The following is a 26,597-nucleotide window of genomic DNA, read 5'->3' on the forward strand; positions in this document are numbered from 1 at the left end:
AGAAGCGTCACTGACGTGTGACCGCCTGGATCAGCGCTCGACGTCGCCGCTGATGAACTTCTCGACGTTCTCGCGGGCCTCGTCGTCGAAGTACTGGACCGGCGGGGACTTCATGAAGTACGAGGATGCAGAGAGGATCGGGCCGCCGATGCCGCGGTCCTTGGCGATCTTCGCAGCGCGCACGGCGTCGATGATGACACCGGCGGAGTTGGGGGAGTCCCAGACCTCGAGCTTGTACTCCAGGTTCAGCGGAACGTCGCCGAAGGCGCGGCCCTCGAGGCGTACATACGCCCACTTGCGGTCGTCCAGCCAGGCAACATAGTCCGACGGGCCGATGTGGACGTTGTCCGCACCGAGCTCGCGGTCACGGATCTGCGAGGTGACGGCCTGGGTCTTCGAGATCTTCTTGGACTCCAGGCGCTCACGCTCGAGCATGTTCTTGAAGTCCATGTTGCCGCCGACGTTCAGCTGCATCGTGCGGTCCAGGATGACGCCCCGGTCCTCGAAGAGCTTCGCCATCACGCGGTGCGTGATGGTGGCGCCGACCTGCGACTTGATGTCGTCGCCGACGATCGGGACACCGGCCTCGGTGAACTTGTCGGCCCACTCCTTGGTGCCGGCGATGAACACCGGGAGGGCGTTGACGAACGCGACCTTGGCATCGATGGCGCACTGCGCGTAGAACTTCGCAGCCACCTCGGAACCGACCGGCAGGTAGCAGACGAGGACGTCGACCTGCTTGTCCTTGAGGATCTGGACGACGTCCACGGGGGCGTCGTCGGACTCCTCGATCGTCTCGCGGTAGTACTTGCCCAGGCCGTCATGGGTGTGGCCGCGCTGAACGGTCACGCCGGTGTTCGGCACGTCGGCGAGCTTGATGGTGTTGTTCTCGCTGGCGCCGATGGCGTCCGCGAGGTCGAGGCCGACCTTCTTCGCATCGACGTCGAAAGCGGCGACGAACTCGACGTCACTCACGTGGTACTCGCCGAACTGAACGTGCATCAGACCGGGCACCTTGCCGGCCGGATCGGCGTCCTTGTAGTACTCGACGCCCTGCACCAGCGAGGCGGCGCAGTTGCCCACGCCGACGATGGCTACGCGAACCGAACCCATGCCGATTGCTCCCTGTGTATTTCGGTGTTCCCCGATGACGCCTTGCGGATCTGCGGGGATGTCACTTCGTGTCGTCGGACGGATCCGGCCGGGAGTCGTCGTCCCGGTGCCGGGGCAGGCCGCCCGTCTCTCCTGATGTGTTGTGCTGATTGGAGCTCTCGGGCGAGGATCGTCGCTGATCCCGTCCCGACCGCTCGCTCTCGATGAGCTCGTTCAGCCAGCGCACTTCGCGCTCCACGGACTCCATGCCGTGTCGCTGCAGCTCAAGCGTGTAGTCGTCGAGTCGTTCGCGGGTGCGGGCAAGAGAAGCGCGCATCTTCTCGAGGCGCTCCTCCAGCCTGCTACGACGGCCTTCGAGCACGCGCATCCGCACCTCGCGCTCGGTCTGCCCGAAGAAGGCGAAACGAGCAGCGAAGTGCTCGTCCTCCCAGGAGTCCGGGCCGGTGTGCGAGAGCAGTTCCTCGAAGTGCTCCTTACCTTCCGCCGTCAATCGATAGACGATCTTGGCGCGGCGCCCGGCCAATGAGGACGCGGGGGCGACCCCGCGCCCCGCGGCCGGTGGCAGAGCCGGAACGTTTCCCGGTTCCTCGATCAACCAGCCGTTGGCGACCAGCGTCTTGAGGCAGGGGTAGAGGGTGCCGTAGCTGAAGGCACGGAAGATCCCCAGCGAAGTGTTGAGGCGCTTGCGCAGCTCGTATCCGTGCATGGGGGACTCGCGGAGCAGGCCGAGTACGGCGAATTCGAGGATGCCGGAGCGTCTGCTCACCTTCGCCTCCTCCTCCGCCTGCGGCTTCCGCGGGTCACTAGACCCGCCTTATGTCGTGCTGATGTATCGACTCGATACATCAGCACGATAGATCGACTCGTGATGTTCGACAAGGGGGCGTTTCGTGAGCGGCGTCACATCCCCGATTCATAGGGAGCGACTTGCGTAATTTGGGGTGAAGTTCGGTCCCCAGAGGTTTTTGACCGTGCGTAGTCTGTGCGGCATGCAGACCACCGGGAACCGTGAGGCGCCGTCGTGCGTCAGTAATCGCGGACTGCCGGATGTACTGCGGGTGAGCCTTCCGCAGGGCTTGTCCGTAATTCGGGGGGACCGGATCTCAACTGCCGCTTCCAGGCGCTCTCGCCTGCCCGAGGAGTAGTCGTTCGATGAGCGAGCACCGTCGCAAAGCGCCGCAACCGCAAGGTGGCGGGCGCGCAGCGGCCAGACGAGCCGCCCAACAGCCTGCTGGACGTCGCACCGATGCGTCACGCAGAGCAACATCAGTGTCACCTTCCGAGGCGAACGACGATGAGTCGTCGTACGGCGGCCGTGCCGAGGCCCGTCGCGCCGCCCAGCGTGGCGGCGGAGGGGGCAGGCGCCGGGGAGGTGGCGACAGCAGCAGTCACGAAGGCCGCGGCCGGGGCCGTGAAGGCACAGGTAAGAAGCGCTTCATCGACTACCCGCGGGCCGGCAAGTACGGCTTCCGCCGCTGGGTTCCGTCGTGGAGGCTGGTATCCGGCCTGTGCCTGGGCTTCCTGGGGCTCATGATGGGGGCGGCCGGCATCGCTTACGCGCTGGTGGTGCCGCCCGAGGTCAAGGACCTCGCCACGGCTCAGAACAACGTCTACTACTGGGCCGACGACACACAGATGGTCGCCACCGGTGGTTCGGTCAACCGTCAGTCGCTCGACTACGCCCAGATCCCCGAGTCGATGCGCAACGCCGTGATCTCGGCGGAGAACAAGTCGTTCGAAACAGACAGGGGCATCGACCCCATGGGCATCGCCCGGGCCTTCTACAACATGGCCCGGGGAGGTGACACCCAGGGCGGTTCGACGATCACCCAGCAGTACGTGAAGAACTCCATGCTCACCCAGGACCAGACCCTGAGCCGGAAGGTCAAGGAACTCTTCATCACGCTCAAGGTCGGCGAGACCGTGGGTAAGAACGAGGTCATGGAGGGCTACCTCAATGTCTCCTACTACGGCCGGGGCGCCTCGGGTCTACAGGCGGCGGCGCGTGCCTACTACGACAAGGACGCCAACGAGCTGAACGAGAGCGAGTGCGCCTTCCTGGCGACACTGCTCAAGGGCGCGAGCTACTACGACCCCGCGGGTGCTCCCGACGTCGACCCGGTGAATGCCACCCCCGAGAAGAACCGTAAGCGGGCCGAGGAGCGCTGGAGCTGGATCCTCGACGAGCAGGTCAAGGACGGCAGACTGAGCGCGGCCAAGCGCGCGGAGTTCGCCAAGTTCCCGGAGCCCATCACGCCGAGGAAGGACGCCAAGCTGGGCGGCCAGACCGGTTACCTGGTCGACCTCGCCACGAAGTACTTCCTCGCGCACAACGAGGAGGGCGTGACCGAGAAGGAACTGGCCCGGGGCGGCTACGAGATCCACACGACCTTCGACAAGGAGAAGGTCACGGAGCTCGAGAAGTCGATCACCAAGGTGCTTGCGGCCAAGATCGACCCGGAGAAGCGGCCTGACAAGGACACCCACGTCGAGTTCGGCGGTGCGTCCGTGGACACCCAGACGGGCGCCATCGTCGCCACGTACGGCGGACGGGACGCGACGGAGCACTACACCAACAACGCCGATGCCACCGGCGCGCAGGTCGGTTCGACGTTCAAGCCGTTCGTGCTGGCGGCCGCCATGCAGTACGGCAAGCGAAATCCCGAGCTCGGCAAGGAGCAGAGTGAGGCGGAGCGCACCGCCGTCTCGCCGAAGAGCACCTACAACGGCGACAACAAGCTGAAGATCCACAACTACGACGGTTCGGTCTGGCTGAACGACGACGGCAAGGAGTGGCTCCAGACCAACGACGGGGACAAGGACTACGGGGACATCGACCTCCGCTACGCCATGCAGGAGTCCGCCAACTCCCCCTTCGTCCAGCTCGGAATGGATGTCGGCACCGACAAGGTGAAGCAGGCGGCCATGGCCGCGGGGCTGCGTGACGACAACTACATGGCGGACTCGAGCGTTCCCTCGTTCTCCATCGGTACTTCCTCGCCGAGCGCCATCCGTATGGCGGGCTCGTACGCGACCTTCGCCACCAGCGGCAAGCAGCGGGAGCCCTTCTCGGTCACCGAGGTCAAGCACAAGGGCGAGGTCATCTTCCAGCACAAGACAGAGACCAAGCCGGCGTTCCCGAGCGTCATCGCGGACAACGTCACCGACGTGCTGAAGAACGTCGTCGAGAACGGGACGGGCACGCCCGCCCAGATCCCGGGACGTGATGTGGCCGGCAAGACGGGCACCACGGACGGCAACAAGTCGGCCTGGTTCGTCGGCTACACCCCGCAGCTGTCGACGGCCGTCAGCATGTTCCGTATGGACGACGACGAGACGAAGAAGAACCGTCCGTTCCTGGAGATGTACGGCACCGGCGGCGAGAAGTCCATCCACGGAGCGTCCTTCCCCGCGCAGATCTGGCACGACTACATGACCGAAGCGGTGAAGGGCACGAAGGTCGTCAGGTTCCCGAAGCCGGAACCGTACGGTGACACGCTGTTCGGCGGTGGCGCGGTCAGCCCCAGCCCGACGCCGAGCCCGACGCCTTCGCCGTCGGAATCCAGCGAAGAGCCCGATCCGCCTTCTCCCACCCCGTCGTCCCCGTCCCCCTCACCGAGCGAGACGTGCGCGCCGCTCGACTGGGAGTGCAGGAACAACCAGGACGGCGGGACCACCAACGGCAACAGCAACGGCAACGGCACCAACAACGGTGGGACCACGGACGGGTCCACCGACGGTGGTACGGACGCCGGGACCTCGGAAGGTGGAACCGACACCGGGACCACCGAGGGAACGACCGAAGGTACGACGGAGGGCGAGGAGAACGACCGCGGCGGGATCTTCGGCGGCGGGTAGTTCCCGGAGGCGGTGCGCGTGACGCTCCGGGGAGCCACCCGGAGCCCCGCGTGACACCGCCGCCCTTCGGAACCCCGTCAGGGGCCTGCCGTACAAGCGCGACGAGGGCCGTCGGCACCTGCCAGGTGCCGACGGCCCTTCGTGTGTCCCGGACGCGGGCCATGCCCGCACACAGCGCAGTACGGCAGGATGTGCGGCATGCCAAGCGCAGAAGACACGAGCGTGCACCAGGAGCCGTCCGTCGTACCGCCCACGCGACAGGACGAGATCGCCGCGGCGGGCAGCGAGCTGATCGGTGGACCGGCGGGCCGCTGGGCGAGGTTCGGATCGGGGCCGCTCACACCGGTGCGCGTCATCGCGCTCGTGGCGATCGGGATGTTCGCGCTCGGCATGGTGCAGAAGCTCCCCTGCTACAACTGGGCGTGGTTCCGCGGCACCAGTTCGCAGTACACACACGCGTGCTACTCCGACATCCCGCACCTCTTCGTCGGGCGCGGTTTCGCCGACGGCCTCGTGCCGTACGTCGACCGGCTCGGCGGCGACATGGCGTACCTCGAGTACCCGGTCCTGACGGGCCTCTTCATGCAGATCGCGTCCTGGCTGACACTGACGCCGTCCTCGGACTCCGTGCAGCAGCGCGAGCAGATGTACTGGATGGTCAACGCGGGCATGCTGATGATCTGCGCGGTGATCATCGCGGTGTGTGTCGCCCGCACACACCGGCGCCGCCCCTGGGACGCCCTCCTAATCGCGCTCGCCCCCGCCCTCGCGCTCACCGCGACGATCAACTGGGATCTGCTGGCCGTCGCGCTGACGGCCGCGGCGATGCTCATGTGGTCCCGCGGCAGGAACCTCGCATTCGGTGTCCTCATCGGCCTGGCTACGGCCGCCAAGCTCTACCCGGTGCTGCTCCTCGGGCCCCTGCTGGTGCTGTGCTGGCGGGCCGGGAAGTGGCGGGAGTACGGGTCGGCCCTGCTCGGTGCTGCGGCTGCTTGGCTGGCGGTGAACCTTCCGGTGATGCTGTACGCCCCTGAGGGGTGGAAGAAGTTCTACACGTTCAGCCGGGAACGTCAGATCGACTACGGATCGTTCTGGCTGATCATCACCCAGCGCACCGGCCGGTCCATCGACGTGAGCACGGTGAACACGGCCTCGGTGCTGCTGATGATCTTGCTGTGCGCGGCGATCGCCGGGCTGGCGCTCACCGCCCGGCACCGGCCGCGGTTCGCCCAGCTCGCGTTCCTCGTGGTGGCCGCCTTCATCCTGACGAACAAGGTCTACTCACCGCAGTACGTGCTCTGGCTCATCCCGCTGGCCGCGCTGGCCAGGCCCCGCTGGCGGGATTTCCTCGTCTGGCAGGCCTGTGAGGTCATGTACTTCCTGGGGATCTGGTTCTACCTGGCCTACACGACGAGCGGCGACAAGCACCAGGGGCTGCCGCAGGAGGGCTACCAGGTCGCGATCGCCCTGCATCTGCTGGGGACGCTCTACCTCTGCGCCGTGATCGTCAGGGACATCCTGAGGCCGGAACACGATCCTGTCCGGCGTGACGGGTCCGACGATCCCTCGGGCGGGGTGCTCGACTCGGCGCCGGACCGGACGGCACTCCTGCAGGGGCACCTGAATCCGGCCCGGTACACGGCACCCGCGGTCGAGGGACCGCGGGTGGAGTGGGGTAAGGCGGACAGAGCGGTCTCCGACTGAGGGAGACCGGGTCTACCGTTCGACGAGGCGGTCGAACTGGGTGGTGGTGTGCCGCAGATGGGCCACCAGTTCGTCGCCGACCTTCGGTTCCTGAGCGTCCGACGGCACGAAGAGGATCGACACCTGCATGTGGGGCGGCTCGGCGAACCAGCGCTGCTTGCCCGCCCAGACGAACGGTGACAGGTTGCGGTTGACCGTGGCCAGTCCGGCTCGGGCGACGCCCTTGGCGCGCGGCATCACCCCGTGCAGGGCCTTCGGCGCCTCCAGGCCGACACCGTGGGAGGTCCCCCCGGCGACGACCACCAGCCATCCGTCGGATGCGGCCTTCTGCTGGCGGTAGCCGAAGCGGTCCCCCTTCACGACGCGAGTGACGTCTAGCACCGCACCGCGGTACTCCGTGGCCTCGTGGTCGCCGAGCCAGAGCCGCGTGCCGATACGCGCGCGGAAGAGGGTCTGCGGGAACTGCTGCCGCAGCCGCGCCAACTCCTCCGTCTTCAGATGGCTGACGAACATCGTGTGCAACGGCAGCCGGGCGGCGCGCAGACGGTCCATCCAGGAGATGACCTCCTCGACCGCGTCCGAACCGTCCGTGCGGTCGAGCGGCAGGTGCAGGGCGAACCCTTCGAGGCGTACGTCCTCGATGGCCGCGTGCAGCTGGCCGAGCTCTTCCTCCTTCACGCCGTGGCGCTTCATCGAACTCATGCACTCGATGACCACGCGTGCGCCGACGAGGGCGTGTACGCCGTCCACGGAGGAGACGGAACGGATGACGCGGTCCGGCAGGGGCACGGGTTCCTCGCCCCGGCGGAAGGGCGTGAGCACCAGGAGGTCGCCGCTGAACCAGTCCTTGATGCGCGCGGCCTCGTACGTGGTCCCGACGGCCAGCGTGTCGGACCCGAAACGGATCGCCTCGTCGGCCAGCCGCTCGTGTCCGAAGCCGTATCCGTTGCCCTTGCAGACGGGGACGAGACCGGGGAACTGGTCCAGGACGGACTTCTGGTGCGCCCGCCAGCGCGCGGTGTCGACGTAGAGGGAGAGCGCCATGGCCGGCCCGGAACCTTTCTGGTGGCTGCGGTGTAAATGAGAGAGAGGAGAGGAGCTGATGGATGGTGGTCGGGATGCGGTCAGCGGCGAGACATGTACATGTCGAGCGCCTTGTGCAGCAGCTTGTTGAGGGGGAAGTCCCATTCACCGACGTACTCGACGGCCTCGCCGCCGGTGCCCACCTTGAACTGGATCAGGCCGAAGAGGTGGTCGGTCTCGTCCAGCGAGTCGCTGATGCCACGCAGGTCGTAGACGGTCGCGCCCATCGCATACGAGTCGCGGAGCATCCGCCACTGCATGGCGTTGGAGGGACGGACCTCGCGCCCGATGTTGTCCGAGGCGCCGTAGGAATACCAGACGTGCCCGCCGACGACGAGCATCGTGGCAGCCGACAGGTTGACGCCGTTGTGCCGTGCGAAGTACAGCCTCATGCGGTTGGGGTCCTCGGAGTTGAGTACCGACCACATGCGCTGGAAGTACGAGAGCGGGCGCGGCCGGAAGTGGTCGCGCACTGCGGTGATCTCGTACAGCCGCTGCCACTCGGCGAGGTCCTCGTAGCCGCCCTGGACCACCTCGACGCCGGCCTTGTCGGCCTTCTTGATGTTGCGCCGCCAGAGCTGGTTGAAGCCCTTGAGCACGTCCTCGAGGGAGCGGTTGGCCAGCGGTACCTGGAAGACATAGCGGGGCTGTACGTCACCGAAGCCGGCGCCGCCGTCCTCGCCCTGCTGCCAGCCCATCTTCCGCAGGCGGTCCGAGACCTCGAAGGCGCGCGGCTCGATGTGGCTGGCCTCGACGTCGCGCAGCCGCTTCACATCGGGGTCCTGGATCCCCGACTTGATGGCGGCCGAGTCCCAGCGGCGGATGACGACGGGGGGACCCATCTTCACCGAGAAGGCGCCCTGCTGCTTCAGGTGGGCGAGCATCGGCTGGAGCCAGTCGTCCAGATTCGGGGCGTACCAGTTGATGACCGGTCCCTCGGGAAGGTAAGCGAGATAGCGCTTGATCTTGGGCAGCTGGCGGTACAACACCAGGCCGGCGCCGACCATCTCGCCGTTCTTGTCGAACCAACCCAGGTTCTCCGAGCGCCACTCGGTTTTCACATCAGCCCACGCCGGGACCTGGCAGTGACTGGCCGAGGGCAGATTCTGGATGTAAGCCAGATGCTGCTCTCGGCTGATGGTCCTCAGGGTCAGGCTCATGCGGGGCGCTCCTCGGCAGGTGTGTCCCCATCGGTCAGGGGCTCCGGCTCTCGCGCCGAAGCCTACTGTGACCGAGGGGCGCCCGGTCTGGCCCGTCCGGACCGGACCGGGCGCCCACCCGCCCGGGATCGCCTGGCCGTGCACGGTGCGGGGCTTCCGGCCCCGTCCGCGAGGGCTCTGCCGGTCAGGTGATGACGCCGCCGAAGAGACCGCCGTGAGCCATGCCGAGGTAGAAACCGACGGCGGAAGCGCCGATGCCCATGATCAGACCGAATCGCTCCCAGGTGGTCCTGGAGACGTACTGCCCGTAAGCGCCGGTCAGGATGCCGATCAGCCCGGCCCACGAGCTGATCAGGTGCAGGCTGTGGAACATCGCGGTCACGAACGCGAGGACACCGAGCACCCCGGTCACCACCATCAGCACATCCTGGAGGGGATGCGGCCTTCCGTCGGTGGCGAAGAGGGAACCGGTGGCCCGACGGGCATGAGCGGTCCCGTGGGGGGCGGATCGGCTGCCGGCAGGTCGGACTGTCTGTGCCATGAGCACCTCCTGGCGGGAAGGGCGGCGCAATGTAGCGCCTCTCACACCGCATCTGTCTCGATTGTGCGCCCTGAACACCGGATTTCAACCGGAAGCCGGTCTGCGGGTACTCTGTACGGTCTGCACCGGTGTCTGCCCTGAGTCAGCACTGCAGCTCCCCTCGGTTCTTGAAGACGGGCGTTGTCAGTGGCGGCTGTTTTACTCGGAGACACTGTTGCTTACGCATCACGACCCTCCTGCCACGGAACGACCGTGGCCGCTGAGTCCAAAGGAGGTGGGTTCCACATGCGTCACTACGAGGTGATGGTCATCCTCGACCCCGATCTCGAGGAGCGAGCAGTCTCCCCGTTGATCGAGAACTTCCTCTCCGTCGTCCGTGAGGGCAACGGAAAGGTTGAGAAGGTCGACACCTGGGGCCGTCGTCGTCTCTCTTACGAGATCAAGAAGAAGCCCGAGGGCATCTACTCGGTCATCGACCTGCAGGCCGAGCCTGCGGTCGTCAAGGAGCTCGACCGACAGATGAACCTGAACGAGTCGGTCCTCCGGACCAAGGTCCTCCGTCCCGAGACCCACTGAGCATCTAGCTCAGCGGTCATCGGGTTCGAGTAGCAAGCAGCCAGAAGCAATCCCCGCCGAGAGGTTCACCCATGGCAGGCGAGACCGTCATCACGGTCGTCGGCAATCTCGTCGACGACCCCGAGCTGCGCTTCACCCCGTCCGGTGCGGCGGTCGCGAAGTTTCGTGTCGCGTCCACTCCCCGCATCTTCGACCGGCAGACCAATGAGTGGAAGGACGGCGAAGGCCTGTTCCTCACCTGCTCGGTCTGGCGTCAGGCGGCGGAGAACGTCGCGGAGTCGCTTCAGCGAGGCATGCGCGTCGTCGTGCAGGGCCGACTGAAGCAGCGGTCCTACGAGGACCGTGAGGGCGTCAAGCGCACGGTCTACGAGCTGGACGTCGAGGAAGTCGGCCCCAGCCTGAAGAACGCCACGGCCAAGGTCACCAAGACCACAGGTCGAGGTGGCCAGGGCGGCGGCGGCCAGGGTGGATACGGCGGTGGCCAGCAGGGCGGCGGCAACTGGGGCGGCGGTCCCGGTGGCGGTGGCCAGCAGCAGGGTGGCGGCGGTGCTCCCGCCGACGACCCGTGGGCCACCAACGCACCGTCCGGCGGCCAGCAGAGCGGGGGCCAGCAGGGCGGCGGGGGTGGCTGGGGCGGAAGCTCCGGCGGCTCCGGCGGTTCCGGCGGCGGCTACTCGGACGAGCCTCCCTTCTAGGGCCGGCTCGTACCCCACTTCTTGATCACACAGGAGAAACACCATGGCGAAGCCGCCTGTGCGCAAGCCTAAGAAGAAGGTCTGCGCGTTCTGCAAGGACAAGACCCAGTACGTGGACTACAAGGACACGAACATGCTGCGGAAGTTCATTTCCGACCGCGGCAAGATCCGTGCCCGCCGCGTCACCGGCAACTGCACGCAGCACCAGCGTGACGTCGCCACGGCAGTCAAGAACAGCCGTGAGATGGCGCTGCTGCCCTACACGTCCACCGCGCGATAAGGGAAGGGTGACCGAATCATGAAGATCATCCTCACCCACGAGGTCACTGGCCTCGGTGCCGCCGGCGACGTCGTGGACGTCAAGGACGGGTACGCCCGTAACTACCTGGTTCCGCGTGGCTTCGCCATTCGCTGGACCAAGGGTGGCGAGAAGGACGTGGCGCAGATCCGCCGCGCCCGCAAGATCCACGAGATTGCGACGATCGAGCAGGCCAACGAGATCAAGGCCAAGCTCGAAGCCGTGAAGGTCCGTCTGGCTGTTCGCTCCGGCGACGCCGGCCGCCTCTTCGGCTCCGTCACGCCGGCTGACATCGCCTCGGCGATCAAGTCTGCCGGTGGCCCGGACGTCGACAAGCGTCGCGTCGAGCTCGGCTCGCCGATCAAGACGCTCGGTGGACACCAGGTGTCCGTCCGTCTGCACCCCGAGGTTGCCGCGAAGCTCGGTATCGAGGTCGTTGCTGCCTAAGGGCACGGCTCAGCAGAGCTAGGGGAAGGGCCGCACCGCTGGGTGCGGCCCTTCGTCGTTTCACGTGAAACCGGGCATATCGATCTTGCCTGCTTGGGGCGTTCGCTCTCTCAGCGCGTGGCTCCGGTCACGATCCATCGTCCGGACCGCATGCGTATCCACAACGTCACCAGCCGGACCGTCATCATCAGGGTCATCGCCGCCCAGAGGGCAGTGAGCCCTCCTCCGAAGCTGGGGACCAGGACAGCGACCGGGGCGAAGACTGCGAGTGTAAGGACCATCGCCCAAGCGAGATAGCGGCCGTCACCTGCCCCCATCAGTACTCCGTCGAGCACGAAGACCACTCCGCAGACCGGCTGGGAGAGCGCTACGACCAGCAGCGCCGGCAGCAAGGTGTCCTGTACAGATGTGTCGCCCGTGAAGAGCGGTACGAAGAGCGGTCTGGCGAGCACGATCACCACCCCGAGAGCTACCCCGGATGCGACGCCCCACTGAACCATCCGACGGCATGCCTCGCGGGCACCCTTGGTGTCGTTGGCCCCCAGATAGCGCCCGATGATGGCTTGGCCGGCGATGGCGATCGCGTCGAGCGCGAAGGCTGTCAGGCTCCAGATCGACAGGATGATCTGATGCGCGGCGATATCCGTGTCGCCGAGCCGGGCTGCGACAGCGGTGGCGATCATCAGGACCGCCCTGAGTGAGAGCGTGCGGACCAGCAGGGGAATGCCCGCCTGAGCGCTGGCGCGGATGCCTGCGGCGTCTGGACGCAGTGATGCCCCGTGCCGACGTGCCCCGCGCACCACAACGATCAGATAGGCAAGCGCCATGCCCGCCTGGGCGATGACTGTCCCCCATGCGGATCCGGCGATCCCCAGCCCCGCACCGTAGACGAGTCCCACGTTGAGGGCGCCGTTGGCTGTGAATCCACCGATGGCGACGTAGAGCGGGGTTCGGGTGTCCTGCAGACCACGTAGCACTCCAGTGGCTGCGAGCACCACAAGCATCGCGGGAATCCCGAGGCTGGAGATGCGCAGATAGGTGGTGGCGTACGGGCTCGCCGTGTCGGACGTGCCGAAGACATCGACCAGCCATGGGGCCAGAGGGAGTGTGACGGCGACGACAGCGGCACCGATCAGCAGAGCGAGCCAGATGCCGTCCATTCCCTGGCGGATGGCGGACGCAAGATCTCCTGCACCGACCTGGCGGGCAACCGCGGCTGTGGTTGCGTAGGCGAGGAAGACGAAGATGCTCACCGCAGTCGTCAACAGGGCCGCTGCGACGGCCAGGCCGGCCAGCTGCGGAGTGCCCAAGTGGCCGACGACAGCGCTGTCGACCATGACGAAAAGGGGCTCGGCGACGAGCGCTCCGAAGGCCGGCACGGCGAGGGCGAAGATCTCGCGGTCGTGCCGACGGCGAGAGGGCGGCTGGGCCGTGGGCACCTGAGGCATGGTGGCCAATCTAATCTTCCACAGGTAAGAGATGCAAGGCTACAGTGGCCCTTACGTGGCTTGAGCTTCCGGGTTCAAGGAGGGGCAGTTTCCGGTGATCTTGAGCTGAGGGAAAAAGTTTTTCTCTCCCACAGCCAGTGGATTGAGAAACGCCAGGTCAGGGGCGTCATTGCTGAGTGCGTATGAGTTTGTCCACAGTGCTGTCCCCCGGTCCGTGCACAGGATCTGACGGGTTCTCCACAGCATCTGGTCCGTCGTCCACATGCCCTGTGGATAACCAGATTGGCTGACGGTGCGGACCGGCCTACCGTGGTGCGGCGCCCGCACTCCGTTCCGGCTTGGAAGTCCGCAGAACTTGACGCGCCGGAAACGGAGTCGGGCGTCTTGTTTGTCGGTGCCGTGCCGTAAGAAAGAGTGGCACGGCTAGGTCCGCGAAGCGGACGGGAGGAGGTGGCCCGGTGAGCATTCCCGAGCCTTTGGATGATCCCTGGGCCGATGTCGGTCCCAGTGACCGTCTGCCCGTTTCCCGTCAGCGCCGCGGAGAGGGCAAGGGGCGCGACGAGCAGCACGAGCGTGGCCGGGAGAGCGGCTGGGAGGGCGGGGCGTCCAGCTTCGAGCGGGTACCCCCGCAGGACCTCGACGCCGAGCAGTCCGTTCTCGGTGGCATGCTGCTCTCCAAGGACGCCATCGCGGACGTCGTGGAGATCATCAAGGGTCACGACTTCTACCGCCCGGCCCACGAGACCGTCTACACGGCGATTCTCGACCTGTACGCCAAGGGTGAGCCTGCCGACCCGATCACCGTGGCGGCCGAGCTGGTCAAGCGCGGCGAGATCACCAAGGTCGGCGGGGCGCCGTACCTGCACACGCTGGTCCAGTCCGTTCCCACGGCGGCCAACGCCTCGTACTACGCGGAAATCGTCCACGAGCGGGCAGTGCTCAGGCGCCTTGTCGAGGCCGGCACGAAGATCACGCAGATGGGATACGCGGCAGACGGCGACGTCGACGAGATCGTGAACTCGGCGCAGGCCGAGATCTACGCCGTGACGGAGCAGCGCACCAGCGAGGACTACCTCCCGCTCGGCGACATCATGGAAGGTGCTCTCGACGAGATCGAGGCCATCGGCTCCCGCAGCGGCGAGATGACCGGTGTACCGACGGGGTTCACGGACCTGGATTCCCTGACCAACGGGCTGCACCCCGGCCAGATGATCGTCATCGCGGCCCGTCCCGCCATGGGTAAGTCCACTCTCGCTCTGGACTTCGCGCGCGCCTGCTCGATCAAGAGCAATCTGCCGAGCGTGATCTTCTCCCTGGAAATGGGACGTAACGAGATCGCGATGCGTCTGCTGTCCGCCGAAGCGCGGGTAGCCCTCCACCACATGCGTTCCGGCACCATGACCGATGAGGACTGGACGCGGCTCGCCCGTCGGATGCCGGATGTGTCCGCAGCTCCTCTCTACATCGATGATTCGCCGAACCTCTCGATGATGGAGATCCGCGCGAAGTGCCGTCGCCTCAAACAGCGCAACGACCTCAAGCTCGTGGTCATCGACTATCTGCAGCTGATGCAGTCCGGCGGGGCCAAGCGGGCGGAGAGCCGCCAGCAGGAGGTTTCGGACATGTCACGAAACCTGAAGCTCCTGGCCAAGGAGCTGGAGCTTCCTGTCATCGCCCTGTCCCAGCTGAACCGTGGGCCGGAACAGCGCACGGACAAGAAGCCCATGGTCTCCGACCTGCGTGAGTCCGGCTCCATCGAGCAGGATGCCGACATGGTGATCCTGCTGCATCGCGAGGACGCCTACGAGAAGGAGTCACCGCGCGCCGGTGAGGCGGACCTGATCGTGGCGAAGCACCGTAACGGCCCCACGGCGACGATCACCGTGGCGTTCCAGGGCCACTACTCCCGTTTCGTGGACATGGCCCAGACCTGAGTGGGTGCGGGAGCCCGGTGCGGCCGTGCCGGGGCTCGCTCGAGGTGTCGAAGACTGAGCTCGGTGGCTCGGTGGCTCGGTGGCTCGGTGGCTCGGTGGCTCGGTGACACGGTGCCCTCGGCCGTTGAGGGCACCGGGCCGTGCCTTCCGGTGATGAGGAGATGATCGAGCGGCTCCCAGGGACGGACTGTTCCTGCAGGGGGCCACGAGGTCCCGGGTATTCGGTGACGTCGAGAACTACTTCTTCGGCACGGCGCTTCAGGGCGTTACGGTCAGCGGCCGACGCCGGTATCACCCGCCCGCCCGGCCCGAGGAGAACTGAGGACTGTGAACCGGTCATCCGGCTGTACGGACGCTCCGGCTCGGCGGTGAGTTTTCGACCGGATGGTGCGGGTGACGAGTGCGGCTGAGCCGCTGCCCCGATGATCGTGATGACGACTGCGGAATGGGTTCGTCAGGCAGGTGACTCGCAGGCCATCCTTGGACATGACCTCTTCCGAAGTTCTGCTCCCCGGTACCGGGCGCGCTCTGCTGCACCGTATCGCCGTCGCACAGTCCGAAGGCCGGGCCCCCTCTCTTGTCGCGGCGGTGCAGCGGGACGGACGGATCGCGTGGAGTGGTGCACGCAGCTGTGTGGACGACCATGAGCCCGATGGCGATACGCAGTTCAGGATCGGCTCCATCACCAAGACGTTCACTGCCGTGCTGGTGATGCGCCTTCGCGACGAGGGGCTGCTGGATCTGGATGATCCTCTTGAGAAGCACCTGCCGGGTACGGCTGTCGGACAGGTGACGGTGTTTCAGCTGCTGTGCCACAGCGGGGGTCTGGCGGCCGAAACGCCTGCTCCTTGGTGGGAGAGGACGCCGGGTGTCCTGCGCCCGGAGTTGGCGGATGTGCTCGGTGAGAGGCCGTTGATCCACTCTTCCGGCCATGGGCACCACTACTCGAACCCCGGATACACGCTGCTCGGCTCGCTCGTCGAGAGGTTGCGTGGTGACTCGTGGGCAGAGGTGCTTCGCCGCGAGCTTCTGGAACCCCTGGGAATGGACCGCACGACTGCGCAGGCGCATGCCCCGCATGCGGGCGGCTGGGCAGTCCATCCATGGGCTGACGTGATGCTGCCCGAGCCGGCCGAGGACCTCGGGCTGATGGCACCGGCGGGTCAGCTCTGGTCCACCACCACCGATCTTCTCCGCTTCGCGGCCTTCCTGGCGCAGGGCGACGAACGCGTGCTCTGCGCGTCCTCCGTCGCTGAGATGCGCGCTCCCGCTGCCCCGCCCGAGGCGGGGGACTGGGCCGGTACGTATGGCCTGGGCCTTCAGGCCGTTCGGCGGGGGGATCGCACACTTCTCGGTCATTCGGGTTCGCTTCCAGGCTTCCTGGCCACGTTGTGGTTCAGCGTCGAGGACGACGTGGCCGCTGTTGTGCTCTCGAACGCCACCTCCGGACCATTGACCGGTGCGGTTGCAGCGGACCTTCTGCAGATCGTCGCCGATGCGGAGCCAAGGATCCCGGAGCCCTGGCGCCCGCTTCCCGAGGTCGACCAAGATCTGCTGGCGCTGACCGGGCCCTGGTACTGGGGTACGCAGGTGCACGGAGTGAAGCTGCTCGCGGATGGGGGGCTCGAGTTCCAGCCGTTGAGGGCCGCCGGTCGAGCGGCGCGGTTCCGCGCCCGCCCGGACGGGACCTGGGTGGGGCTCAATGGTTACTACGCGGGGGAAACGCTCCGGGTCGTGCGTGCCGCCGACGGCACGGTGGATCATCTGGACCTGGGGTCGTTCGTCTTCACGCGGGAGCCGTACGAGCGGGGTGCGGACGTTCCCGGTGGTGTGGACGAAGGTGGCTGGCGCGGGCTCGCCACATGAAGCGCGAGGTCGGCGTTTCACGTGAAACGCCGACCTCCGCCCGTAGCCACCCAGCACCTCAGGTCCGGAAGAGCTGCCCGCCGGCTCGCCGTCCAGGGGGTCAGCTCGTCAGCTCGCGTTCCAGAGGCGTACGGAAGCGCGGCGTGATCCGGGCGTCGTCCGTCCACGCCGACAGCCGGGCTGCCTCTGCCTCGATGAGCCGTGAGGCCTCCTCGCCCACGTCGGCCAGCAGCCGCCACACCAGTTCGCCGTTTGAACGCTGTGCCCACCCGCCGATGATGGTTCCGTTCCACCACACTGTGGGCCCGATGTTGCCGGCGCGGTCGAAGAGGGCGGCACGATGAGCGGCAGGCAATTGGAAGCTGCGGTCGGCCCAGCCCATGGCGCTCGGGTCGAGCCCGGGCAGCAAGGCCGCCCAGGGCTCCGGGGAGGGTTCGTCGGCGACATCCCCCGGGGCGACCCAGGCGACGGCCCCGTTGTCGAGCAGGACCTCCTCGGCGCCCGCGGCGGCAAGGGCCGCACGCGTCTCACGGACACCCCAGCCGGTCCACCACTTCAGGTCGCTCTCGGTTCCGGGGCCGTAGGAGTGGAGCCAGCGCATGGCTACTTCTTCCCGGGCCGCAGAAGCATCCGAAACGGGCCAGGGTTCGGCTGCCGTCCAGCGGAACTGGCTGGATGTCCATGAGCCGCGTGGCCGGTCCCGCCGGATGCGCCCGTCCGCAGCCAGGACCCGGATCACTCGGGAGGCGACTCCCTGCACTGTCTCCTGCTTCGTCCCGGGGAAGACAGTGATCTTCGTACGCAGGGCGGGAACAGCAGCCGAGAGCTCACTTCCCGTGGCACGACCACGGGTGTTCAGAGCAGCGAGCGTCTGCCGCTCGGTATCGGCGAGCCACTGTTCGCCCAGTCCCTTGCCGTCCTCCCTCAGGTGCTTGAGGAGCTTCGACCGTTCCTTGGTTGCCACGGACCGTGCGTTCGACGCGTCGACGGCAGGGGCGACGTCCGTGGACACGGTGAACAACGTGTTCCGCATTGAGAGCAGCCGTACGAGGGAGACGTCCTCGTAGAGCGCCTGCTCCACCACCCCGACCCCGGGGTCGGAGAGCCGCGCGCAGACGGAGAGGTAGAGCGTTGCTGCATCGGTCGCGTGCAGGGCGACGACGGCGTCGGACACTGTGACGGCGGAGGTGACCCGCGCTGACGGGGCCAGCAGATGCCGTCGGCCGAGCCGGATCCTGCGCTGTTCGTCATCGACGCGGTACACGTGTCTCCTTCCGGTGTGCGGGGGCGCCCGGAACTCCGGTTCAGAGGGCGAGCTTGAACCCCACGTGGCTCGCGGTGAAGCCCAGCCGCTCGTAGAAGCGATGGGCATCCGTACGGGTGGCGTCCGACGTCAGCTGCACCAACTGGCAGCCTTGGCGCCTGGATTCGTCGACCGCCCATTGGATCAGCTGGGTGCCGAGGCCGCTGCCGCGCTCATCCGCGTGCACGCGGACACCCTCGATGACGGAACGGGTCGCACCACGACGGGACAGCCCGGGCACGATCGTGAGCTGAAGGGTGCCGACGACGCGGTCCTCACGCACGGCCACGACCAGATGCTGATGCGGGTCGTCGGCAAGTCGCCGGAACGCGGCGTGATACGGGGCGAGGTCACCCGGAGACTCGCGCTGAGCACCCAGCGGGTCGTCGGCGAGCATGGCCACGATTGCGGGGAGATCGGCGGGTGCCGCAGGACGTATGTCGAGATCGCTCATGATCGGCAGACTACGCAAACCCGCCGGTTCAGGCGGGAATCTTCAGTGCCTCGACGGTTCGGACCAGCGGGGCGAGCTCCGGGTTCTCGGCAGCCTCGTCGAGCGCGGCCCGGAGTGCCGTGTCGTTGGTCGGCCTGGCCTCGCCGAGCAGCGTGAGGCCCGCTTCTGTGACGTCCGTGTAGATGCCCCGCCGGTCTGTGTCGCACAGGTACCGGGTGAGCAGCCCGCGGTCCTCGAGCCGGGTGACCAGGCGGGTGGTTGCGCTCTGGCTCAGCACCACGGCGTCCGCCACCTGCTTCATCTGCAGGTGCCCGCCCGTGCCGCTGTGCTGGCGGCTCAGGACGTCGAGCAGTGAGAACTCGCGTGCGCTGAGGCTGTGGCGGGACTGCAGGGCCCGTTCGATGCGGGCCTCGATCTTCCCGTGGAGCAGGGAGAGGGCGCACCAGCTCTGGGCGAGGGCCGTCAGTGCCGGATCTGTAGCTGTCATGGATCTCTCCTCCGTGCGGGAGCTGCTTGCCTCCAGGATAGGGCACGTGCGCAATAGCCCGCGCTTGCAATTAGTGGGCGTCTGCAATTATTGTGAACGCCTGTAAGGCGCAGACGCAATCTTCAGGAAAGGTGACATCCATGCCGCTCGCGCTCCTCGCCCTCGCCATCGGGGCATTCGGTATCGGCACCACCGAGTTCGTGATCATGGGATTGCTTCCCGATGTCGCGGCGGACTTCCAGGTGTCGATCCCCGCCGCAGGCTTCTTGGTCACGGGCTATGCATTGGGTGTGGTCCTCGGTGCTCCGCTGATGACCATCCTGGGCACCCGTGTGACCAGAAAGCGGATGCTGATGCTCCTGATAGGGCTGTTCATCGTGGGGAACGTGGTGTCCGCCCTCGCCCCCGTCTTCGGCGTCATGCTTGCCGGACGAGTGATCGCCTCACTCGCACACGGAGCCTTCTTCGGCATCGGATCGGTTGTGGCCGCTGATCTGGTCGCGCCCGAGAAGAAGGCCGGAGCCATCGCCATGATGTTCACCGGACTCACCGTCGCCAACGTCGTCGGGGTCCCGATGGGGACCTACGTGGGCCAGAACTTCGGCTGGCGTGTGACGTTCTTCGTCGTCGCGGGACTTGGCGTGCTGGGTCTTCTCGGTGTGGCAAAGCTCGTCCCCGAGCAGCCCAGGCTCCAGGGGGTGCGGATCCGCCATGAACTGGCAGCGTTCCGCAATGTGCAGGTGCTGCTGGCCATGGCGATGACGGTTCTGGGCTTCGGTGGCGTTTTCGCGGCGATCACCTACATCACCCCGATGATGACGGAGACCGCCGGATTCGCGACGTCATCGGTCACCTGGCTGTTGGTGCTCTTCGGGCTCGGCATGGTCGCCGGCAATCTGCTGGGGGGCAGGTTCGCCGATCGCCGTCTGATGCCGATGCTGTACGTGTCGCTCGGCGCGCTCGCCGCGGTCCTGGCCCTGTTCACGCTGACCGCACACAACAAGATCGCTGCGGCGGTGACCATCTTCTTCATCGGAGCTCTTGGCTTCGCGACCGTGCCGCCGCTTCAGAAGCGAGTACTCGACCAGGCGGCCGGTGCGCCCACCCTGGCCTCGGCCGTCAACATCGGTGCCTTCAACCTCGGGAACGCGCTCTCGGCTTGGCTCGGCGGCATCGTCATCGCAGCCGGGTTCGGATACACCGCGCCCAACTGGGTCGGCGCGGTACTCGCAGCCTCGGCGTTGCTGCTGGCGGTACTCTCCGGTGCGATCGAGCGCCGGACGGTCACCAGTGGCCGGCCGGCTGCCGTGCAGCCTCCCGGTTCTACCGCAGGCGTCGGCACCGGCGGGTCGGTGCCCACAGCTTCAGCACCGATATCGCGGTGATGAAGAGGTACGTGACCGGTGCGACCGCAGATGCGATGACGAGATCGATATCGGTCGCTCCCAGAGCCGCAGCCTCATCGATGCCTGGGCGGAGTGAGGACACCGAAAGCCATGCGGTGATCAGGGTCAGCCAGAACGTCGTCCAGACCCAGCGGTATCTGGCCAGGACCCAGGGGGGTGCCGGGCGCCAGTGGCAGACAACTGAGAAGGGAGAGCAGTGCGACCGGCACGACAAGCCGGCCCCCGAAGACCTCATGACGGGGATGGAGGCCTGATCCATAGCGGGTGAGGTGCGCGGTGAGAGTGAGAGCCGGCAGACCCACGGTGAGGCCCAGCCAGCTCACGGACACCGCCATATTGGCAACCAGGATGCTTCGGCGAACGGGACGCTTGAGTGGTTTCACGTGAAACACGCGGTGCCGAGCGTGGAGCGCGCGGTCAGCTGACGGCGGGAGTATCCACGGCTACGGGCCTCGGCGTACGCGATGGTCCCTGCCTACTCCGCGTACGCCGGGCACCGGGTAACAGGACCGGGCCTCGGGATCCGGTCATCAGGACAGATCGGGCGCGTGCATCGCGCGGACGCCCTCGATGTTGCCGTCCAGGTAGTGCCGCAGCGAAAGGGGCACGAGGTGTACGGCCGCGATTCCGACACGGCTGAAGGGCACGCGGACGACCTCGTACTCTCCGCACGGTTCATCGATTTCGGGTCCGTGCCGACGCGACAGGTCCATCGAAGCCAGTTGGCAGACGAAGAAGTGCTGCACCTTGACGCCTTTGACGCCGCCACCGGCGATGTGCTCGACGGTGTCGACGAAGCAGGGCACGACATCGACGATCTTGGCGCCGAGCTCCTCGTCGACCTCTCGGTGCAGGGCGTCGACGACGGTGGCGTCATCCGGCTCGACACCACCGCCTGGCGTGAGCCAGTACGGATCGACTCCGGGCTTGGTGCGCTTGATCAGAATGAGGTCATCGCCGTCGAGCAGGACGGCGCGTGCTGTGCGCTTGACCACGGGTCGTTCGGTCATGGCAAGAGAGTGGCCCAGGAAAGCCGATCTGAAACTCCTCTCGGCAGACCGGTCACCAGTCCACGGCAGCACGCACCAGCCACTCGTGCGCCCGCGCAATGTGAGGGAGCCCGAGTGTGCCGGTCCTCGCGGTGAGGAAATATGTGCGTAGCGGTGGCATAGGGGGGTCGAGCAGCGCCACGACCTCCCCCCGCTCCAACGCGCTCTCGCAGAGATAGCGCGGCAGTACCGCGAGCCCGGCGCCGGCAGCGGTGCACTCCAGGACCGCGCGGAGGTCCGGTGCGATCACAGCGCCCGAAGCGGCCGGGCGGCTGTCGAAGACCGTCGTCCAGTAGCGGGAGACCAGGGGGAGGCTCTCGTGCACCTCCACCACCGGAAGCTGCTCCAGTACTACGGAACCCTTGTGCCGCAGCGCCCCTGGTCCCAGGCGCCCTGCCCAGCGTGGCGCGGCGACCAGGACGTGCTCCTCATCGCAGAGGGCAGTCGATGTCAGGAGCCCGCCGCGCGGTCGAGCGGTGGTGATGGCCAGGTCGTGATGTCCGGCGGCCAGTCCTTCCAGCGCTTCCTCGGTGTTCGCGGCGAAAGTGCTCCGCAGTGCGAGTCCCTGTGAGATCAGCGGAGTGAGAGCGGGCAGTGCCCGTAAGGAGGTGAACTCGGGCGGCCCGGCCAGGTGCAGTGTCCTCGCCCCTGAGTCCTCGTCGAGCCCCACCTCGACGATGTCGACCAGTGCGTCCAGGTGAGGGGCGGCTCGGTGTGCGAGCTCGTCGCCGACGGCGGTCGGCGTGACCCCGCGGGCCCTGCGCAGGAAGAGCGGACGGCCCAGCTGCCGCTCCAGAGTGCGTATCTGCGAGGTGACCGCGGGCTGGGACAGTCCGAGCAGAGCGGCGGCCCGGGTGAACGATCCGGCGCGGTGCACAGTGACGAACGTGCGCAGCAGGGCCAGATCCATGGCCTCCGCCCCCTCCACCTCCATGACGCTGCGCCGTCCCGCACCGTCCCTCGCGACCGCCCCAGCTATAAGTATGTCGATAGGCCGCTGTCGCTACTGTGATTGGACAATGACGCTCAGTCAACTAGCCTTGTCCAGGCGGTTCTCGGCGCAGGAACCGGGGCGGTCCGAGTCATGAGGGGGGAGACTCGGACCGCCCGTCCCGAGCAGGACCGGCCCGGTGGACGGGGATGCCCGTCCCGGGCCGGTCCTGCCGAGACCTCCCGGGCCGGTCCTGTGGAAACCGGAGGGGGAGGTCAGCGCACGGACTCGTCGAGGGCCCGTGTCACGTCCGCCAGCAGGTCCTCCGCGTCTTCGGCACCGACCGAGAAGCGGACGAAGCCCGCCGGCACCGCATCTCCGCCCCAGCGCCCCCGGCGCTCGGCGGTGGAGCGTACGCCGCCGAAGCTCGTCGCGTCGTCGACCAGGCGCAGCCCGGACAGGAAGCGCTCCGCGGTGCCCTCGTCGGCCAGTTCGAACGAGACCACGGAGCCGAAGCGCCGCATCTGCCGGACCGCGGTGGGGTACGAAGGATCGGCGGGCAGGCCCGGATACCGGAGCCCCGCCACATCGGAGCGCTTGGCCAGGGTCTCGGCGAGTGCCAGCGCGGTCGTGCACTGGCGGTCGATCCGCAACTGCAGCGTGGCCAGTGAACGGTGTGCGAGCCAGGCCTCCATGGGACCCGGAATGGCGCCCACCACCTTGCGCCAGCGCCGCACTCCGGCCGCGAGCTGCGGGTCGAGGCAGCTCACATGACCGAGCAGGATGTCCCCGTGCCCGGTCATGCCCTTGGTGTCGCTGGCCACCGAGAAGTCCGCCCCCAGTTCGAGGGGCCGCTGGCCGAGAGGGGTGGCAAGGGTGTTGTCGACCGCGACCAGAACCCCCGCGGCGTGCGCGGCCTCGACGAGCCTGCGCACATCACAGACGTCGAGCCCGGGGTTGGAAGGCGTCTCGATCCACAGCAGCTTCGCCCCGTCGAGGAGCTCCAGCTGGGCGTCGCCGCCGGTCGGCGCGGTTCGCACCTCGACGCCGTATGCCTCCAGCTGCTCGCGGACCAGGGGGAGCGCCTGATAGCCGTCGTCGGGCAGGACGACGACGTCGCCCGTGCGTGCCTGGGACAGCAGCACTGCCGAGATGGCGGCCATCCCGGAGGCGAAGACCGCGGTCTCGACCTGCTTCCCCGGTGCCTCCAGCTCGCCGATGGCGCGCTCGAGGTGGGTCCAGGTCGGATTCGTCTCCCGGCCGTAGGTGTAGGGGCCGACGGGCTCACCGGACAGGTGGAAGTGCGCGGCGAAGACAGGACCGGGGAGCGTGGGCTCGTACTGCTCCGGTTCGGGCAGCCCTGCCCGTACGGCCCGTGTTCCGTCGCCCGTGGTGCTCATTCGCGTCTCCTCATTTCTTCCCCGGCGTTCACCGGTCCGCTTTGCACTGTGTCATCAGGAGACGACTCAGTCCTCGTCGGGGAGCACCACGTTGAGCGCCCAGGACACGATCGAGATGATCAGCCCGCCCAGGACCGCGGTCCAGAATCCGTCGACGTGGAAGTTCAGGTCGATGAGCCCGGCCAGCCACGAGGTCAGCATCAGCATCAGGGCGTTGACCACAAGCGTGATCAGCCCGAGGGTCAGGATGAAAAGAGGCAGGGTGAGGAGCTTCACCACCGGCTTGACGATGAAGTTCACCACGCCGAACAGCAACGCCACCACGATCAGAGTGAGCACCTTGCGCCCGGTGTTGTCACCGGTCAGCGTGATGTCCTGGAGCAACCAGATGGCGACGGCCAGCGCACCCGCGTTGGCGATCGTCTTGACTACGAAATTCTTCATGTGTCTGATCGTGGCAGACATGATCGTGGCGGACACCGCCGGGACAGACCGGCACGGTGCGAGGGGCGGACGGACGATGAAGGCATTCAGACTGGACGAGCTGGAGGCGGAACGCGCTGCCAACGACGGCGCTTATCTGCAGTTCATCCGCGAGCGCAACATGTCCGTGGGCCTGTACGCCCTGGACGCCGGCGCGCTCGACCCTCAGCAGCCGCACAAACAGGACGAGGTGTACCTCGTCGTCAGCGGCCGCGCCTCGATCACGGTCGGCATGGAGACCACGCAGGTGGGGCGGGGGAGTGTCGTGTATGTACCGGCGGGGACCGCTCACAAGTTCCACCACATCACGGAGGACCTCCGGGTGATGGTGGTCTTCTCCCCGCCGGAGGGATGAGCGGCCGGGTCTCCAGCACGGTCGGGGTCCGCTGGTCCCGGTGTTCCCTAGGGGATCGTTCAGGGGAGTTCAAGGGCTCCCGGGCGCCCGTTGGCCGCCCCCACGCCTCTAGCATCGGAGCAGGAACTCCTAGAGACGAGGTAACGGCAATGGCGGTGCGGCAGATTTTCGCGGGTATGCCCTGGTGGGTGAAGTGGGTCGCGGTGCCTCTCATCGCGATCGTCGTGTTCGGCGGCCTGATCGCCAGCGTGGTCGGGTTCGTCATCGGACTGCTGTTCAAGGTGCTGGTGTTCGTCGTCCTCGTGGGTGGCTTGATCTTCGTCGTACGGAAGTTCATGTCCTCGTCGGAGCGCAGCGACTGGTAGGTGCCGCGGGCGGCAGCCCTAAGGGGGCCGGGGGCCGCGGGCGACGGGCCGGGGATTCGGGGATTAGCCCAGCTGAGCTAAGTCCAGGACGAAACCTCACTCGTGACTGAACGTGCCGATACAGTGGCGTACCGCTGCCGCCAGCTGGGAAACGACGGTCCGTCACCATCCTGCCCAGTGGTTTGTGCGACCGTCCGGTCTCCGGACCCCAGGCTCGCGGCGGGCCCGTGGGGGCGGCCCCCTCGGGAGGGCTGAAAGCCCGTCACCATGCCTGGGGGTGACCTGTGACCACGGCATCGAGTACCACTGTCCCGACGTTGATCGGTTCGGTTCAGCGGGCGTTGAGACTTATGGAGGCTGTGGGCACCCATCGGGACGGGGCGCCGGCGAAGCAGCTCGCCCGGGAGGCCGGACTTCCCCTTCCCACCGCCTATCACCTGCTGCGAACTCTGACCCATGAGGGTTATCTCCGCAGGGAGAACGGTGTCTTCCTGTTCGGTGCCGCGGCCGAGCGGCTGGGCGGAGGCCCTGCGACTCCGCGTCCCGGCGTGATCGTCGAGTCGCTCGCCCACTGGGCGGACGTCATCGGTGCCCCTGTGTACTGCGCCTTGTACAAGGATGGCGAGATCGAGATGGTCGCCGTGGCCGAGACCTCCAATGCTCCCGCGGTGCGCGAGTGGGCCTCGTTCCGCGAAACGGGCCATGCCCACGCCCTCGGGCAGTGTCTCCTCGGGCAGCTGGACGAGCGTGCGCGTGAGGATCATCTGGACCGGCACCCTGTCCGGCCGCTGACGCGTTACTCCGTAAAGGACCGTCAGGCGTTCCTGAGCCGGCTCAGGGCGATGAAGCGCACGGAACCCGTCATCGAACGGCAGGAGTACGCGTTGGGGACGGTCTGCGCGGCCATTCCGATCACTGTCGGTTCCGCCGTGGCGGCCATGGCTGTTTCTCTCCCCCTGCACCAAGAAGAACGGTTGCTCCCCGCAGTCGAACAACTACGCTGCGAAGTGACCACCCTCTTGCGCTCGTTCGTGTTCTCTATCAGTATCTGAAAAATCACTCCTTGTGATCTGCTATCGCGTGCACCACGATGGCGTCAATAGGGCCATGGGGGATCATTCCTGGCCAGATTCATCTACTGCGGGGTTGAACGATGCGCGAGTCGGTTCAAGCAGAGGTCATGATGAGCTTCCTCGTCTCCGAGGAGCTTTCCTTCCGTATTCCGGTGGAGCTCCGATACGAGGTCAGCGATCCGTATGCGATCCGGATGACCTTCCACCTGCCAGGTGACGCCCCCGTCACCTGGGCATTCGGCCGTGAGCTGCTGCTCGACGGTCTCAACAGCCCCAGTGGCGACGGCGATGTGCACATCGGTCCGACCGAGCCCGAAGGCCTGTCGGATGTGCACATCCGTCTTCAGGTCGGCGCGGACCGCGCGCTCTTCAGGGCCGGCACCGCACCTCTCGTGGCGTTCCTCGACCGCACGGACAAGCTGGTGCCGTTGGGGCAGGAGCACACGCTGGGTGACTTCGACGGCAGTCTGGAAGAGGCACTGGGGCGCATTCTCGCCAAGGAGCAGAACGCCGGCTGATCAGGAAGACGCAGCTGACAGGAAGACCCGGCTGAGCAGGGAGACCCGGC

Annotated in this window: 27 protein-coding genes; 14 read left to right on the forward strand and 13 right to left on the reverse strand. The window is 66.9% G+C overall.

Translation table 11 applies throughout. The annotated features are described in order from the left end of the window. Positions 1 to 30 precede the first annotated feature (30 nt). The gene (locus HED23_RS00120; protein ID WP_203181433.1) at positions 31 to 1,113 is read right to left on the reverse strand and encodes an inositol-3-phosphate synthase; all 1,083 of its coding nucleotides are present in this window, start codon (positions 1,111 to 1,113) and stop codon (positions 31 to 33) included. A 61-nt stretch (positions 1,114 to 1,174) separates the two neighbouring features. Then, the gene (locus HED23_RS00125; protein WP_203181434.1) at positions 1,175 to 1,879 is read right to left on the reverse strand and encodes a PadR family transcriptional regulator; all 705 of its coding nucleotides are present in this window, start codon (positions 1,877 to 1,879) and stop codon (positions 1,175 to 1,177) included. A 386-nt stretch (positions 1,880 to 2,265) separates the two neighbouring features. Between HED23_RS00125 and HED23_RS00130 the strand changes: the two genes are divergently transcribed. Beyond that, complete coding sequence (locus tag HED23_RS00130) at positions 2,266 to 4,971, forward strand: transglycosylase domain-containing protein (RefSeq protein ID WP_203181435.1); 2,706 nt, start codon at positions 2,266 to 2,268, stop codon at positions 4,969 to 4,971. A 198-nt stretch (positions 4,972 to 5,169) separates the two neighbouring features. Next, complete coding sequence (locus tag HED23_RS00135) at positions 5,170 to 6,675, forward strand: glycosyltransferase family 87 protein (protein WP_203181436.1); 1,506 nt, start codon at positions 5,170 to 5,172, stop codon at positions 6,673 to 6,675. A 12-nt stretch (positions 6,676 to 6,687) separates the two neighbouring features. Here the strand turns inward: HED23_RS00135 and HED23_RS00140 are convergent, their stop codons facing one another. The 3 genes from HED23_RS00140 to HED23_RS00150 all read right to left on the reverse strand — a co-directional run bounded on the left by HED23_RS00140 (position 6,688) and on the right by HED23_RS00150 (position 9,459). Then, complete coding sequence (locus HED23_RS00140) at positions 6,688 to 7,719, reverse strand: alanine racemase (RefSeq protein ID WP_203181437.1); 1,032 nt, start codon at positions 7,717 to 7,719, stop codon at positions 6,688 to 6,690. A gap of 80 nt (positions 7,720 to 7,799) precedes the next feature. Next, positions 7,800 to 8,918: a lipid II:glycine glycyltransferase FemX gene (locus tag HED23_RS00145; protein ID WP_031090357.1), complete on the reverse strand. Its 1,119-nt coding sequence runs from the start codon at positions 8,916 to 8,918 to the stop codon at positions 7,800 to 7,802. 184 nt (positions 8,919 to 9,102) lie between these two features. Beyond that, the gene (locus tag HED23_RS00150) at positions 9,103 to 9,459 is read right to left on the reverse strand and encodes a hypothetical protein (protein ID WP_203181438.1); all 357 of its coding nucleotides are present in this window, start codon (positions 9,457 to 9,459) and stop codon (positions 9,103 to 9,105) included. Positions 9,460 to 9,744: 285 nt separating this feature from the next. Between HED23_RS00150 and rpsF the strand changes: the two genes are divergently transcribed. The 4 genes from rpsF (at position 9,745) to rplI (ending at position 11,475) form a co-directional block, all read left to right on the forward strand. After that, the gene (gene rpsF / locus HED23_RS00155; protein ID WP_006604399.1) at positions 9,745 to 10,035 is read left to right on the forward strand and encodes a 30S ribosomal protein S6; all 291 of its coding nucleotides are present in this window, start codon (positions 9,745 to 9,747) and stop codon (positions 10,033 to 10,035) included. Positions 10,036 to 10,106: 71 nt separating this feature from the next. After that, the gene (locus tag HED23_RS00160; RefSeq protein ID WP_203181439.1) at positions 10,107 to 10,730 is read left to right on the forward strand and encodes a single-stranded DNA-binding protein; all 624 of its coding nucleotides are present in this window, start codon (positions 10,107 to 10,109) and stop codon (positions 10,728 to 10,730) included. 43 nt (positions 10,731 to 10,773) lie between these two features. Continuing rightward, complete coding sequence (gene rpsR / locus HED23_RS00165; protein ID WP_003967857.1) at positions 10,774 to 11,010, forward strand: 30S ribosomal protein S18; 237 nt, start codon at positions 10,774 to 10,776, stop codon at positions 11,008 to 11,010. 18 nt (positions 11,011 to 11,028) lie between these two features. Next, positions 11,029 to 11,475 carry a 50S ribosomal protein L9 gene (gene rplI, locus HED23_RS00170; protein WP_014155197.1) on the forward strand — a complete coding sequence of 149 codons (447 nt, stop codon included), beginning with the start codon at positions 11,029 to 11,031 and terminating at the stop codon, positions 11,473 to 11,475. A gap of 110 nt (positions 11,476 to 11,585) precedes the next feature. Here rplI and HED23_RS00175 read toward each other — a convergent pair whose 3' ends face one another. Further along, positions 11,586 to 12,923: an MATE family efflux transporter gene (locus HED23_RS00175; protein WP_203181440.1), complete on the reverse strand. Its 1,338-nt coding sequence runs from the start codon at positions 12,921 to 12,923 to the stop codon at positions 11,586 to 11,588. A gap of 476 nt (positions 12,924 to 13,399) precedes the next feature. Between HED23_RS00175 and dnaB the strand changes: the two genes are divergently transcribed. Together dnaB and HED23_RS00185 are read left to right on the forward strand one after the other, a co-directional pair. Continuing rightward, a complete protein-coding gene (gene dnaB / locus HED23_RS00180; RefSeq protein ID WP_203187289.1) occupies positions 13,400 to 14,857 on the forward strand; it encodes a replicative DNA helicase in 1,458 nt (485 codons plus the stop codon). A 486-nt stretch (positions 14,858 to 15,343) separates the two neighbouring features. Further along, on the forward strand, positions 15,344 to 16,723 hold the full coding sequence (locus tag HED23_RS00185; RefSeq protein ID WP_203181441.1) for a serine hydrolase domain-containing protein: 1,380 nt from the start codon (positions 15,344 to 15,346) through the stop codon (positions 16,721 to 16,723). A 100-nt stretch (positions 16,724 to 16,823) separates the two neighbouring features. Here HED23_RS00185 and HED23_RS00190 read toward each other — a convergent pair whose 3' ends face one another. Genes HED23_RS00190 through HED23_RS00200 form a run of 3 tightly spaced genes read right to left on the reverse strand, consistent with a single transcriptional unit; the run spans position 16,824 to position 18,967 of the window. Next, on the reverse strand, positions 16,824 to 17,987 hold the full coding sequence (locus HED23_RS00190) for a winged helix DNA-binding domain-containing protein (protein WP_203181442.1): 1,164 nt from the start codon (positions 17,985 to 17,987) through the stop codon (positions 16,824 to 16,826). 40 nt (positions 17,988 to 18,027) lie between these two features. After that, a complete protein-coding gene (locus tag HED23_RS00195; RefSeq protein WP_203181443.1) occupies positions 18,028 to 18,480 on the reverse strand; it encodes a GNAT family N-acetyltransferase in 453 nt (150 codons plus the stop codon). A gap of 28 nt (positions 18,481 to 18,508) precedes the next feature. Next, the gene (locus HED23_RS00200) at positions 18,509 to 18,967 is read right to left on the reverse strand and encodes a MarR family winged helix-turn-helix transcriptional regulator (RefSeq protein ID WP_203181444.1); all 459 of its coding nucleotides are present in this window, start codon (positions 18,965 to 18,967) and stop codon (positions 18,509 to 18,511) included. Positions 18,968 to 19,107: 140 nt separating this feature from the next. Here HED23_RS00200 and HED23_RS00205 point away from each other — a divergent pair, with 140 nt between their 5' ends. Further along, positions 19,108 to 20,352 (forward strand): MFS transporter, encoded by a 1,245-nt coding sequence (locus HED23_RS00205; protein ID WP_203181445.1) that lies wholly within the window; start codon positions 19,108 to 19,110, stop codon positions 20,350 to 20,352. Positions 20,353 to 20,468: 116 nt separating this feature from the next. Continuing rightward, positions 20,469 to 20,627 (forward strand): hypothetical protein, encoded by a 159-nt coding sequence (locus HED23_RS35815; RefSeq protein ID WP_203181446.1) that lies wholly within the window; start codon positions 20,469 to 20,471, stop codon positions 20,625 to 20,627. 276 nt (positions 20,628 to 20,903) lie between these two features. On the opposite strand, the gene HED23_RS00215 is transcribed toward HED23_RS35815, so the two are convergent. From HED23_RS00215 to HED23_RS00230, 4 genes are all read right to left on the reverse strand, one after another. Next, complete coding sequence (locus HED23_RS00215; RefSeq protein ID WP_203181447.1) at positions 20,904 to 21,383, reverse strand: NUDIX domain-containing protein; 480 nt, start codon at positions 21,381 to 21,383, stop codon at positions 20,904 to 20,906. Between the two features lie 52 nt (positions 21,384 to 21,435). Continuing rightward, complete coding sequence (locus tag HED23_RS00220) at positions 21,436 to 22,332, reverse strand: LysR family transcriptional regulator (protein ID WP_203187290.1); 897 nt, start codon at positions 22,330 to 22,332, stop codon at positions 21,436 to 21,438. A gap of 296 nt (positions 22,333 to 22,628) precedes the next feature. Then, a complete protein-coding gene (locus HED23_RS00225) occupies positions 22,629 to 23,753 on the reverse strand; it encodes a cystathionine gamma-lyase (protein WP_203181448.1) in 1,125 nt (374 codons plus the stop codon). 66 nt (positions 23,754 to 23,819) lie between these two features. After that, complete coding sequence (locus HED23_RS00230; protein ID WP_203181449.1) at positions 23,820 to 24,197, reverse strand: phage holin family protein; 378 nt, start codon at positions 24,195 to 24,197, stop codon at positions 23,820 to 23,822. 76 nt (positions 24,198 to 24,273) lie between these two features. Between HED23_RS00230 and HED23_RS00235 the strand changes: the two genes are divergently transcribed. From HED23_RS00235 to HED23_RS00250, 4 genes are all read left to right on the forward strand, one after another. Further along, positions 24,274 to 24,591: a cupin domain-containing protein gene (locus HED23_RS00235; RefSeq protein ID WP_203181450.1), complete on the forward strand. Its 318-nt coding sequence runs from the start codon at positions 24,274 to 24,276 to the stop codon at positions 24,589 to 24,591. A 155-nt stretch (positions 24,592 to 24,746) separates the two neighbouring features. Then, the gene (locus HED23_RS00240; protein ID WP_203187291.1) at positions 24,747 to 24,956 is read left to right on the forward strand and encodes a DUF5326 family protein; all 210 of its coding nucleotides are present in this window, start codon (positions 24,747 to 24,749) and stop codon (positions 24,954 to 24,956) included. Positions 24,957 to 25,240: 284 nt separating this feature from the next. Continuing rightward, positions 25,241 to 26,008: a helix-turn-helix domain-containing protein gene (locus HED23_RS00245; protein ID WP_203181451.1), complete on the forward strand. Its 768-nt coding sequence runs from the start codon at positions 25,241 to 25,243 to the stop codon at positions 26,006 to 26,008. A 101-nt stretch (positions 26,009 to 26,109) separates the two neighbouring features. Next, the gene (locus tag HED23_RS00250; protein ID WP_033296801.1) at positions 26,110 to 26,547 is read left to right on the forward strand and encodes an SsgA family sporulation/cell division regulator; all 438 of its coding nucleotides are present in this window, start codon (positions 26,110 to 26,112) and stop codon (positions 26,545 to 26,547) included. Positions 26,548 to 26,597 lie beyond the last annotated feature (50 nt).

It is taken from the genome of Streptomyces pratensis (assembly GCF_016804005.1).
GTDB lineage: Bacteria > Actinomycetota > Actinomycetes > Streptomycetales > Streptomycetaceae > Streptomyces > Streptomyces pratensis_A.